This window comes from Fodinibius sp. Rm-B-1B1-1 (assembly GCF_038594945.1).
Classification (GTDB): Bacteria; Bacteroidota; Rhodothermia; order Balneolales; family Balneolaceae; genus Fodinibius; species Fodinibius alkaliphilus.
This window is the reverse complement of the sequence record NZ_JBCFYD010000001.1, coordinates 140,173-151,611: the sequence shown is the minus strand read 5'-3', so window position 1 is coordinate 151,611 and position 11,439 is coordinate 140,173. Positions and strand designations below refer to the sequence as shown.

At 41.7% G+C, this 11,439-nt stretch carries 11 protein-coding genes; 8 read left to right on the top strand and 3 right to left on the bottom strand.

Annotated elements, in window-relative coordinates:
- Nucleotides 1-3: 3 nt before the first annotated feature.
- From AAFH98_RS00690 to AAFH98_RS00660, 7 genes are all read left to right on the top strand, one after another.
- Nucleotides 4-843, top strand: a complete 840-nt coding sequence (locus tag AAFH98_RS00690; protein WP_342520741.1) for a PHP domain-containing protein — start codon at nucleotides 4-6, stop codon at nucleotides 841-843.
- A gap of 8 nt (nucleotides 844-851) precedes the next feature.
- The gene (ribH, locus tag AAFH98_RS00685) at nucleotides 852-1,322 is read left to right on the top strand and encodes a 6,7-dimethyl-8-ribityllumazine synthase (RefSeq protein ID WP_407935482.1); all 471 of its coding nucleotides are present in this window, start codon (nucleotides 852-854) and stop codon (nucleotides 1,320-1,322) included.
- Between the two features lie 70 nt (nucleotides 1,323-1,392).
- The gene (locus AAFH98_RS00680; protein WP_342520739.1) at nucleotides 1,393-2,220 is read left to right on the top strand and encodes an isoprenyl transferase; all 828 of its coding nucleotides are present in this window, start codon (nucleotides 1,393-1,395) and stop codon (nucleotides 2,218-2,220) included.
- A 50-nt stretch (nucleotides 2,221-2,270) separates the two neighbouring features.
- Nucleotides 2,271-4,751, top strand: a complete 2,481-nt coding sequence (bamA, locus tag AAFH98_RS00675; protein ID WP_342520738.1) for an outer membrane protein assembly factor BamA — start codon at nucleotides 2,271-2,273, stop codon at nucleotides 4,749-4,751.
- Entirely contained in the window at nucleotides 4,751-5,299 is a 549-nt protein-coding gene (locus AAFH98_RS00670) for an OmpH/Skp family outer membrane protein (protein WP_342520737.1), read from the top strand. The genes bamA and AAFH98_RS00670 overlap by 1 nt, the downstream gene beginning before the upstream one ends.
- 59 nt (nucleotides 5,300-5,358) lie before the next feature.
- On the top strand, nucleotides 5,359-5,889 hold the full coding sequence (locus tag AAFH98_RS00665; RefSeq protein ID WP_342520736.1) for an OmpH/Skp family outer membrane protein: 531 nt from the start codon (nucleotides 5,359-5,361) through the stop codon (nucleotides 5,887-5,889).
- A 24-nt stretch (nucleotides 5,890-5,913) separates the two neighbouring features.
- Nucleotides 5,914-6,459 carry an OmpH/Skp family outer membrane protein gene (locus tag AAFH98_RS00660; RefSeq protein ID WP_342520735.1) on the top strand — a complete coding sequence of 182 codons (546 nt, stop codon included), beginning with the start codon at nucleotides 5,914-5,916 and terminating at the stop codon, nucleotides 6,457-6,459.
- Nucleotides 6,460-6,510: 51 nt separating this feature from the next.
- Here the strand turns inward: AAFH98_RS00660 and AAFH98_RS00655 are convergent, their stop codons facing one another.
- Nucleotides 6,511-7,620 carry a vWA domain-containing protein gene (locus AAFH98_RS00655; protein ID WP_342520734.1) on the bottom strand — a complete coding sequence of 370 codons (1,110 nt, stop codon included), beginning with the start codon at nucleotides 7,618-7,620 and terminating at the stop codon, nucleotides 6,511-6,513.
- 101 nt (nucleotides 7,621-7,721) lie between these two features.
- Between AAFH98_RS00655 and AAFH98_RS00650 the strand changes: the two genes are divergently transcribed.
- The gene (locus AAFH98_RS00650; RefSeq protein ID WP_407935481.1) at nucleotides 7,722-8,333 is read left to right on the top strand and encodes a ribonuclease HII; all 612 of its coding nucleotides are present in this window, start codon (nucleotides 7,722-7,724) and stop codon (nucleotides 8,331-8,333) included.
- A gap of 3 nt (nucleotides 8,334-8,336) precedes the next feature.
- Here the strand turns inward: AAFH98_RS00650 and rodA are convergent, their stop codons facing one another.
- Entirely contained in the window at nucleotides 8,337-9,587 is a 1,251-nt protein-coding gene (rodA, locus tag AAFH98_RS00645) for a rod shape-determining protein RodA (protein WP_342520732.1), read from the bottom strand.
- The gene (mrdA, locus tag AAFH98_RS00640; protein ID WP_342520731.1) at nucleotides 9,565-11,436 is read right to left on the bottom strand and encodes a penicillin-binding protein 2; all 1,872 of its coding nucleotides are present in this window, start codon (nucleotides 11,434-11,436) and stop codon (nucleotides 9,565-9,567) included. The genes rodA and mrdA overlap by 23 nt, the downstream gene beginning before the upstream one ends.
- Between the last annotated feature and the right edge of the window lie 3 nt (nucleotides 11,437-11,439).

Below are 11,439 nucleotides of genomic sequence, written 5' to 3'. Positions count from 1 at the left end.
GAAGTGTCTAAGGCTGATTTACATATACATACTACGGCATCGGATGGGCGTTCAACGCCCCGGCAAATTTTAGAAAATGCTGACAAGCATAATCTGGAAATTATTTCGATAACGGATCATGATACGATTCGGGGATATCAAAAAGCTGCAAAAATAGCAGATGAATATGACGTTCGGTTGTTACCCGGGGTTGAAATTACCTCTGATTTTAATGGACGAGAGTGTCACCTGTTGGCATATTGTTTTGATCCCAACCATCCTAAAATAAAACAACTTATTGCCCAGCATTATAAATCGCGATTGGCACGTGCAAAATGGATTGTTAATGAACTCTCGAAACAGGGGTTAGAAGTTGATATTGAAGAAGTGAAAGCCGAGGCTAATGGGAGTAATATTGGTCGCCCACATATAGCTGCCGTACTTATTGATAAGGGCTATGTTGCTTCGTTTAAAGAAGCATTTATTCGATACCTAAGTGATCAGTCGTTGGGAACGATTTACAACCAGTATTATAGTCATCACGAAGTGATAGCAGCTGTTAAAGAGGCTGGGGGAGCTATTGTCGTTGCTCATCCTGGAAACTTGTATTCCGATGAAGAACTCAACGAGCTTGTGACAGCGGGTATTGACGGGATAGAATTTATACATCCCAGCCATGACTACAGCAGGCAAAAGCAGGTTGAGGAGTTTGCTGATGACCATACCTTGCTTAAAACTGGTGGTAGTGATTTTCACGGTGGGGATAAGGAGTATCAGAAATTTTTTGGCGTTGTAACGATTAATACCAAATATGTACATCGGTTACTGCGCATGACAGATCAACGAAAAGCGATTAATGTTTAGATATGGCAATTAATATTATACAAGGAAGTACCGATGACCATCATTTCACCGTTGGAATTGCCGTGACAAAATGGAATTCATTTATTACGGACGAACTGCTGGATGGTGCTATAGATACCTTGAGGAGTAAGGGATTTTCTGACGCACAAATTATAGTGGCGCGTTGCCCCGGGGCGTATGAATTGCCATATACAGCTCATAAATTATTGGACCATGTAGATGGTGTAATCACGCTTGGAGCCGTAATCAGAGGGGATACGCCCCACTTCGACTATGTTTGCGATGCGGTTAATCATGGTGTGACAGATCTCAATTTAAAGGGAAATAAGCCAGTGGTTTTTGGCGTTTTAACTACAGATAATGTAGCTCAGGCTCAGGAACGGTGTGGGCTCAAAGGGGAAAAAGGGAATAAGGGTGCTGAAGCTGCACTGGCCCTTTTAGAAATGATATCGCTGACAGAACAGTTAGAAGAATTATAATTTTATTAGCTTGAAATAACGGGGATAAAACTCTAATATTGATAGCTTAATAAAACACGGATATTACGTATTGAAACCAATATCGCTTACAAATAAAGAACAGGACAGCAGTGATAAGGAGTTACAGTCAGCACTGAGTGAGCAGGGGCAAATCCCTGAACACATTGCCATTATCATGGATGGAAATGGTCGTTGGGCCAAGAGTCGCGGTAATATGCGTTCTTATGGTCATAAGGTTGGCGTTGATTCTGTACGTGATATTACTGAAGCCTGTGCGCAAATTGGTGTTAAATATCTTACGTTATATGCTTTTTCGACCGAGAATTGGGGTCGTCCAAAGATGGAAGTTAGCGCTCTTATGCGATTATTGGCTCGTTCGTTGCGTAAAGAAGCCGATAATTTGAACGAGAATGACATCAAACTCGAGACAATTGGCCAGATCGACCGTTTCCCGGAAAACTGTCAGCGTGAGTTAAGTGAGGCCATTGAGCTGACGAAGGATAATGAACGACTGCAGCTTTGCCTTGCGCTTAGCTATTCCGGGCGGTGGGATATCACAGAAGCGGTCAAAAAGTTGGCCCAATCAGTTAAAGATGGTGATGTTGAGCCCAATGAAATTGATGATGAGTTGATTAGTGCGCATCTATCAACGGCAGATATTCCTGATCCGGAACTTATTATTCGAACAAGTGGTGAATATCGGCTCAGTAACTTTTTATTATGGCAGTTGGCATATTCAGAATTATATATAACAGAAACATACTGGCCTGACTTTCGCCGCGAAGAATTATATAAAGCTATCCAATCATTCCAACAACGTGAACGTAGATTTGGCAAAATTTCTGAAAGTGAACAAAAGAAATCCTCAAGTCTATACGTTCCAGAGCTGACACCTTAACCTTTCATACAAATATCGTAAGCTCAATTTTGTTTCAAGAACTAACCCACGTGAAGAAATTATTAGTTACTCTTTTCGTTTTCTGCTTTATTTATAATCCTGGCTTTTCTCAGGATACCCAAATTAATATTGAAAACCCGATGAACAACAGGCCTCAACAGTTCGAGGTGCTGAATGTGGAAGTTGAAGGATTAACAACTTCGCGCGAAGGGTTTGTCATTGGAACAAGCGGTCTTCAGGTCGGGACACAGATAACCATTCCGGGAGAAGATCTCTCAAGAGCAATTAAAAGCTTGCACCGCACGGGACTGTTTTCTGATGTGGAGATAGTGGAAACAGGTCGAGAACCAGGAGGTATTAACCTTAAAATTATAGTCCAGGAACAACCCCGGTTGGAAGGATTTGAAATTCATGGTACCAAGCGTTCCCATCGCAAAGACCTGGAAGAAGAGATCTCATTGATGAGGGGTTATGCCGTAACCGAATCATCGCTGGCACAGGCCAAAAATACGATTCAAAGGTATTATGATGATAAAGGATATTGGTATACGGATATTTCCGTACGAAAATCTCAGCCTGATACTGTCCGTAATCGTGTTACGGTGCATTTTGATATAGATCCGGGCGAAAGATTAGAGGTCAAAGAGATTAGTTTTAATGGAAATAAAGAGTTCAACGATCGGCAGCTAAGAAAACAGCTTGATGAGATATCAGAAGATCGTTGGTGGAAATTCTTCTCCAAAAAGCTTTTTAAGGAGGAAGATTTCGAGACAGCCAAAGAGAATCTTAGAGAATTTTACGGTGAGCATGGCTTTCTTGACTTTCGAGTTATGGCTGACACCGTTCATACCTTTTCATATACCCAACGTCGCTTATTATTTTTAACGAATCCGGCGGAAGGAATAAAGGTAAACTTAACTGTTGATGAGGGGCCGCAATACAAGGTCCGCGATATCTCTTGGGAGGGAAATACTGTTTATGAAGATGAACGGCTAACGCAGGTATTGGGCTTTGAGAAAGGGGATATCTTCAACCAGAAGAAATTCCAGAATAAAATGGAGTTTTCACAGGAAGGTACAGATATCACCAGTTTGTATCGAGATATTGGATATCTATTCTTTAGAGTAGAGCCCGAAATTGATGTTGTAGGCGAAGATTCTGTAGATCTCAATATGAATATTTACGAAGATGAGATTGCCTATATTCGTGAGGTCTCATTTACTGGTAATACTAAAACGCACGATGATGTAGTGCGGCGTACGTTGCGAACCGTTCCCGGGCAAAAGTATAGCCAGCAGGCTATTGTTCGAACCATCCGTGAGTTGGGACAATTAGGTTATTTTAGACCTGAAGCTATTCAGCCAAACTTATCCCCAGATCGAGAAAACCATAAAGTTGATATCAATTACCAGCTTGATGAGTCGCAAAGTACAGACAATTTTGAGTTTTCTGGTGGATTTGGTGGACAGGGTATTGGTTTGATTTTATCTGCTCGATTGAACTTCAACAATTTCTCAATACAGCGGGCTATTAAAGGTGAAGGTTGGAATCCTATTCCTTCAGGCGATGGGCAAAAGTTATCGCTTGGTGTGCAAGTTACCGGTAGTGGATATCAAAGCTACAGTCTTGGATTTCAAGAACCGTGGTTAGGAGGTAGACCCCTTTCGCTGGGTGTTAATATGAGTTATGACCTCATTAGTTATCGAGGGATGTCGTCACGAAATGAGATGTTGTCCGGAAGTGTATCATTAGGACGACGGTTAAACTGGCCGGACGATTACTTTACCCATCGATCTGTCCTTTCATATCAATTGTATGACGTGGCGGGTGGAGCTTCATTCCTTGCGGAGGGAACATCGAGCATAATGAGTATAAAGCAGGTGTTGGAACGAAACTCTGTCGATAATCCTATTTCACCATCAACAGGATCAAAGTTTAGTATATCCGGAGAAATCGCACCGCCACTTCCCGGCTTTTCCCAGTTCTATAAATTGAAAACTCAATATCAGAACCATACGACTATTGCCGGAGACTTAGTAATGACGAATTCGGTAGAATATGGTTATTTGGGATATTTGGGAGACAGCCAGCGAAGTGACTTCCAACGGTTTAAGTTGGGGGGTACGCAGATGCAGCAGCGTCAAAGTTTCTTGGATGATAATATTGACCTGCGTGGATTCCCGGGTGGACGTAATGGTTCTATTTCACCCATCAAGAATGGGGAGCCTGTAGGTGGACGTCTGTATACCAAGTATTCGGTGGAGCTACGTTATCCTGCAATAACCGAGCAGCAGGCTCAAGTTCACCCGTATTTATTCTTGGATTCAGGTAATGCATTTGCCAATACAAGGGAATTTTCGCCTTTTGATGTTAAACGAGCAGTTGGTGTGGGTACGCGGATTTATCTGCCTATCCTTGGATTGGTTGACCTGAGTTATGGATATCGCTTGGATGGTATCAATATCCCTGGGAATCCCGTTCAACCCGGTGAATGGCAGTTCCTGTTTAATATTGGAGCTCCATTTGAATAATGAGAAAAACCTGTTTACATAGCGTAATTATTTTTTGCCTGCTGTGGATTGGTTGTAATACGGCAGTCGCACAGAATCAAAAAATAGGCTATGTAAATACGGATCAGATTTTATCTCAGATGTCGGAGTATGAGGGTATTCAACAACAGCTGAGTGACCTGAGTGCCGAATGGAATAAAGAGCTTGATGAGATGGAGCAGGAAATTGAGCAGTTGAAAGAAGATTTTGAAGCCAAGGAGATTTTATATACCGAGGAGCTTAAGAAGCAGAAACAGCAGGAGATCCAAAATAAAATACAGCAGCGCCGGCAGTATTTGGATCAGAAGTTTGGTGCAGAAGGTGAATATTTTCAAAAGCAGCAGGAGTTACTTGAACCGATCCAGCGAAAAGTTTTTGAAGCGATTAACAAGGTTGCTGCTGATCAAAATTTTGATTTTGTCTTTGATCGAGCCCAGAACTCGAACATGCTTTTTAGTAATCAGGAATGGAATTTAAATGAAGAGGTACTACAAGAGCTTGGTATTACGTTAAATGAACCAAGCAATTAATAAAAATAGTTTTTATACTCACAGGCTTTAATACTTGAATCCCAAAGATAATTGATGTAATGGTTAAAAAATTAGCAAGTTCATTTTTTCTATTTCTGTTTGTTCTTAGTGCTTCGGCATTTGGACAGCTTAACATAGGATATTTAAACGCCCAAGAGGTGTTAAGTGAAATGCCGGAACGTCCGCAGGTAGAGCAGCAGTTGAATGATTTCGTTCAACAAAAACGACAAGAGCTGCAAGAACGTACGGTAGCATTTCAAGATTCTGTTGCGCAATTTCAGCAAAATAAGGAGAGTATGTCGGATGCAGAAATCCGTCAGACTGAAGAACGGTTGGCCCAGATAGAAGCGGAAATGACACAATTTCAACAGGGGCTACAGCAACAGATTCAACAGCGTAGGGCAAGCTTGTTAGAGCCTCTTTACGAAAAGATGGATCAAGCAATAAATGCCGTTGCTGAACGTAACGATCTTGACTTTGTAATTAATAAAGCAACCGGAAACGGTGACAATGTGATTTATTATGCTGCCAGCGAGAATCTGGATATCACCGAACAAGTATTACAACATATCAACGAAACGTCTGATTAGAATTAATTGAAAACTTACTACATTATGTTAAAACGACTACTATCTATATCACTACTTTGTTTTTTTGCGGTTGGCTTTTCAGGTCATTCAACTGCACAAGCGCAGCAGATGGAAATTGGCTATGTCGATCCACAGGCAATTTTGAACAAAATGCCTGAAATGAAAGCAGTACAACAGCGACTGCAAAATTTTGTGGAGCGCAAACGAGAAGAGTTTGCCAATAAGCAGCAGAATTTTCAGCAGCAGGTTAGTGAATATCAGCAGAAGGCTGATGTTATTAACGAATCCGCTCGACAACGCGAAGAAGAGCGACTTGGAAAGCTGAATGCAGAACTGCAGCAATATCAGTCGCAAATTCAGCAGGAAATTCAACAAAAACAGCAAGAGCTGGTTAGTCCATTGTTAGATCAGATTGACAATGCTGTTGGCACGGTTGCCGAAAACATGGGACTTACCTATGTCATTAATACAACAACCAGTCAAGGCGATATGATTATTCTTTATGCATCTGATGAAGCTCAGGAAAAATATAACATTACGAATCAAGTAATGGCGGAATTAGATATCTGATTTTCTGATTAGATTTTGTGTAAAGGCAGCTCATTATTGGGCTGCCTTTTTTTATTTAACTCTTTTTTTTCTATTTCGGATGTAATCTTCAAAGATGTAGCCCCCTAAGTTATCAAGAGAAGCAAAATATGCTCGTCCTTTGTTTGCTTCGGTTAACTCGCGAACAAAGTCTTGCAGATAAGGGTCACGGGCAATCATAAAAGTAGTAATATCAATGTCGTCACGCCTACATTTTACGGCTTCATCAAGTACCCGATTTACAATTTTACGGTCTAATCCAAAACTGTTTTTGTACATTTTTCCATTTTCAATGATACAAGAAGGTTTGCCATCTGTAATCATAAAAATTTGTTTGTTGGCGTATTTACGTCGGTGCAGGGTATGTCGTGCTAACTCTAAAGCCTGTTTGGTATTTGTGTGATAGGGCCCCACTTTTAAGTATGGGAGATCTTCAATATCTACCTTCCACGCTTCGTTGCCAAAAGCTACAATATCCAGTGAATCTTTTGCATAATTATTCAGAATAAGTTCCGATAATGCCATAGCTACTTTTTTGGCTGGGGTAATACGATCTTCTCCATAAAGAATCATAGAGTGGCTTAAATCGATAAGAAGTACCGTAGCTACCGAAGTATAGTGATCGGTGTCGTGAACGCGAATGTCATCCTCTTGCAGGCTCATCTGATCAATGTTGCTATGTTTTAGCATATTCATCATTGTGCCGACGCTGTCGATGTTGGCAATATCATCTCCCTGTTGCCATTTTCGCGTTTCGGGCTGACGTTCTAATCCTTTACCGGTATGGTTCGTTTGATGATTACCTACGCCACCTTTCTTAAGGTTGTCAAAAATTTCTTCCAGTGACCGTTGACGGAGGCTTCGCTCTGTTTTTCGCGTAATGACATATGTTTGTTGATTATTATCCTGCTCAATATAGCCGCGCTTTTTTAGTTCATCCACGAAATCTCCAATATCATAATCGTCAAATTGATCTGTCAGATCATATTCATTGTCGATATCGGTAAGCCAACGCAGAGCCTGTTGTACATCTCCGCTTGAAATAGTGAGCAGTTCCTGGAAAGTATCCCACAAGGTATCGAAAGGAGAACTTCCATCCATTTTGGCAAACCGATCGTCCCATTGTTGGTACTTGAAATGCATAGCAAAAAGATTGACTTTAGCTTGAGACTGATAAAACGAAACAGGTTTAATTTTAATTCATTTTAATGAATAATACAGGTAATGAAAATGGTTCAGAAATGATGGACCGAATAGAATTTGAACGTCGGCTTTGGGATGAGGATTATGAACGGGTAATGGGATTAGATGAGGTCGGAAGGGGTTGTCTATCGGGACCCGTGGTGGCAGCAGGCGTTATTTTTGAGCCGGGTACTTTTTTTGATGCTATTCGTGACAGTAAAAAGTTAAGTCTTGAAGAGCGCAAAGAGTTGACTGAACATATTAAAAGGGAGGCCCTTTATTGGACTATTCAGTGGTGTAGTCCTGATGAAATAGATGAACTAAATATTTTACATGCTTCCATAAAGGCGATGCATAAGTGTGCTGAAGCGAACGATGCAAACCCCGATTATTTACTCGTAGATGGTAATCGATTTAGCTCTGGACTATGTCCTCATAAATGTATTGTAGGGGGCGATGATCGTTCGATGAGTATTGCCGCTGCCTCTATTATTGCCAAGGTATATCGCGATGAATGGATGATTCGTCTTCATGAGGAGTATCCTTATTACGGATGGGATACAAACGTAGGGTATCCTACGGCCAAGCATTTTGAAGGACTAAAAGAGCATGGAGCTACTAAATTACATCGGCAGAGTTTTAATCTTCGTACCGATAAATCTTTTGAAGAGTAGGGCTTACCGATAGATGCTAAACTGCCGTTTGTAAAAATCGAGATTAAGGCAGATTCCAATCATTAAAGTGTTGGTAATCAGGGCAGAACCACCATAGCTGATAAAGGGCAGGGGAATCCCGATAACAGGGAGAAGACCCGTAGCGGAGCCTATATTAATAAAGAAATGTGTGAAGAATATAGCCAGTACCCCTACCATTACTAATTGTGCAAACGGATGTTTATGCGTAGCTGCTAATCTAAGCAAGTGTAATGTTAGGGCAAGTAAAAGAAGGACGGTAAAACTGGCTCCCAGAAAGCCAAACTCTTCGCCTATAACACAGAATATGAAGTCAGTCCATTGTTCAGGAAGAAATCGTAGTTGAGTTTGGGTTCCTTCAAGAAAACCCTTGCCGTATAATCCGCCAGATCCAATGGCAGTTTTCGCCTGGATTACATTCCACCCTGCCCCCTGAGGGTCAAATGAGGGATTTGTGAATGCTTCTATACGGGCACGCTGGTGTGGTTGCAGCACTTGTTGTAAGGCTACTTGAATGCCGATTATGAGTAAGATACCTGTGACAAAAGAAGTGAACGTGAGCCAGGTTCGACGCTGAATAATGAATATGGCAAGGGTGATTACCACAGCAGCTACGAGTCCCCAGTACCAAGATATAATGGTTAGATATCCAATAATAGCCGGTGATATAATGAATAGGGAGATACCATAGGGTAGACCTGACCAGAAAAGTACAATGGGAATTAAAGCAAAAAAGATAATGGCTGTCCCGGTATCATTTTGTAGAAGTACCAAGATTGCAGGCAAAAGTATCAGGCCTACTGCAATAATAGCTGACTTTAAATTTTCAGCTGATATATCACGGCGACTGGTTAAGTAATTGGCTACAGCTAAGATAGTAGCAATTTTCATTAACTCACTTGACTGTAGATTAAATGGCCCCAATACCAACCAGCTTCTTGCTCCATTAACTTCTTTGCCGATGAAGAGTGTAAGAATCATTAATAAGATCCCAAGCCCATAAAAGATATATGACCCCTCTTGAAATGACCGGGGATTAACAAATTGAAGGGCTATTAAGAGCAGTATAGCTATCCCAAAGGAAATGAGTTGTTTATAAAAATTGACTTGAATATAGCCGGGCAAAAATTCAGCCACAGGGCCTTGCGTAGCACTATAAATAGCTATGAGCCCCACGATTATGAGACTAGCCCAAATTAAAATAAGTGACCAGCTAAGTTCCTTGAGATTCACCATCTAAATTCTGTTCCTCTTCGTCATCAGTTTCTTGTTTACGGGGTTCGAAAGTTTTTACATAATCATATACATAAGATCGATCGATCTCTCCGGTCAAATATTGTTCAATCATCAGAGAGGCTATAGGTGCAGCCGAAATGGAACCATAGCCGCCATTTTCGACCAACACAGCGACAGCAATTTTGGGATTTTCGACAGGAGCAAAACTGATAAACCAGCCATGATCTTGCCCATGTGGATTTTGTGCCGTACCGGTTTTTCCAGCAACGGTTACGCTATCCAAATCAGCGTAGTATCGCCCACTGCCATCGGTGACAACGCGGCGCATGCCGTCTTTGACTACCTTTATTTCTTCAGGATCGACCCACGGAATTTTTTCTTTTTGGGGGGCAGTGAGCATCATGGTACCGTCACTTTCTTCTATAGCACTTACCAGATGTGGTTGTAATTTATATCCCCCGTTACCAATTTGAGCTGCCACCAAGGCCATCTGTAATGGTGATACAGCCATGAAACCCTGGCCTATGCCTAAATTGAGCTGGTCGCCAATGCCCCATTGCCCTTCGCCTAATACGCGATTGAAATACGCGCTATCGGGGATGGTTCCAGTAACTTCGTTTGGGATATCAATTTTATTGAGTCTACCCAGCCCAAAAGAGGTGGCTAATTCATGCCATTTGTCGAGCCCTTTCTGGGTGGCAATTCGATCCATCAACCAAAAGAAAAAGGTATTGCTGGATTCTTGTAGTGCCTTGCCAACATTATACTTTCCGGGATCAGCCAAATCGTTGTATCGACGTCCGCGAGAGTAATAGCCTGGATTATTAATTTCTGTTTCTGGGGTGATGATATCGAGTTCTAACCCCATGAGTGCCATAAGGGGCTTAAAAGTAGAGCCGGGGGGCTGTTTGCCTGATATTGCACGATTGTAAAGGGGATTGGTGGTATCGGTATTGATACTTTGCCAGTATTCTGAATCTATTCGCCCTGATAATTTTCGAATATCATATTCAGGGGCACTTACCATGCTAAGGATAGCTCCGTTATCTGGATTTATAGCTACTGCTGCTCCCTGTTTGCCTTTCATCAGGTCTTCAGCCAATAATTGTAATTCGGTGTCAATAGTGGTGTACAGATCGGATCCTTTTTTGGGGGCTTCATCGATTGCGCCGTCCCGATACGATCCCAGGTTTTGTCCCATGGCATTAATTTTGATATACTCGGTACCGAGCTTGCCCCGTAAATGTTCTTCATAGGCCATTTCAAGTCCGCTTTTACCCACCTTATCCCCAAGGTGATAGTTCTGTGTCCGTAAGTATTCCTCTTTCGAAACTTCGCGTAGATAGCCGAATATATGTGATGCGTGCAGGCTATCAATAGGATAGTCTCGTTTGCTTTCAATTTGATGGCCCACGCCCGGGAGTTGCCAGATACTTTCCTGCAAAATAGAGAATGTTTCAAAATCGACTTCGGTAAAGATACGTGAAGAGCGATAATAGGAGTAGGTGCGGGCTTCTTGTATTCGTTTTTTAACCTCTTTTACCGGCACATCCATAAGTTCAGCTAAGATGGGGGTATTTTTTGAATCATAACTGGCCGGGGTAATGGTAATTGAGTAAATGGGCTCATTATCAACAAGTAGGTTTCCATTGCGATCGTAGATGAGCCCACGAGCAGGATTAATAACTTCCTGACGCAACGAGTTTTCTCGACTTAATGGGTTGTAGGTGTCGTACTCAAGGATTTGCAGTTGAAATAATCGGCCTAAAATAATGAGCCCTAACAAAACAATGCATACCTGTAATACGCGCAGGGAAATCTGGGTACGTATTTTTTTTCGGTATTGCATCGA

Coding starts and splice junctions, on each gene's coding strand:
- AAFH98_RS00665 (WP_342520736.1), top strand. CDS start 5,359: ATGGTTAAAAAATTAGCAAGTTCATTTTTTCTATTTCTGTTTGTTCTT.
- AAFH98_RS00655 (WP_342520734.1), bottom strand. CDS start 7,620: ATGCATTTCAAGTACCAACAATGGGACGATCGGTTTGCCAAAATGGAT.
- AAFH98_RS00660 (WP_342520735.1), top strand. CDS start 5,914: ATGTTAAAACGACTACTATCTATATCACTACTTTGTTTTTTTGCGGTT.
- mrdA (WP_342520731.1), bottom strand. CDS start 11,436: ATGCAATACCGAAAAAAAATACGTACCCAGATTTCCCTGCGCGTATTA.
- AAFH98_RS00650 (WP_407935481.1), top strand. CDS start 7,722: ATGGACCGAATAGAATTTGAACGTCGGCTTTGGGATGAGGATTATGAA.
- AAFH98_RS00670 (WP_342520737.1), top strand. CDS start 4,751: ATGAGAAAAACCTGTTTACATAGCGTAATTATTTTTTGCCTGCTGTGG.
- rodA (WP_342520732.1), bottom strand. CDS start 9,587: ATGGTGAATCTCAAGGAACTTAGCTGGTCACTTATTTTAATTTGGGCT.